This window comes from Psychrobacter sp. GW64-MNA-CIBAN-0177 (assembly GCF_040309585.1).
Lineage (GTDB): Bacteria > Pseudomonadota > Gammaproteobacteria > Pseudomonadales > Moraxellaceae > Psychrobacter > Psychrobacter okhotskensis.
On the sequence record NZ_JBEOOY010000390.1, the window covers coordinates 1 to 257 of the forward strand.

Genomic DNA, 257 nt, shown 5'->3' on the forward strand with positions numbered 1-257 from the left:
GTTCCGCCTGGTCGCGGCCGCGCAGGTAAAAGGTCAGGGCGCTGCGGTACAGCTTGTGGGCGCTGCCGATCAGACTGCGGGCCTGTTGTACATCGGCGCGGGTCTGTTCCGAGGCGAGGGTGTCGCCGACGGCCTTGCGGCCCAGCTGGTTGAGGTGCGCTTCGAGCACGTCCTGCGGGGTGATGACCAACGTCAGGCACTGAATGGTGTCTTCCGGCAGTTGGTCGAACAGGGCGTTGATCGCCTCACCCTTGCGC

General features: G+C 66.1%; 1 protein-coding gene. It reads right to left on the reverse strand.

What is annotated here, in order from left to right; all coding sequences use genetic code 11:
* Window positions 1-257 (reverse strand): hypothetical protein (locus tag AAEY79_RS15570; protein WP_352289466.1); only part of this gene is annotated, 257 nt, incomplete at both ends.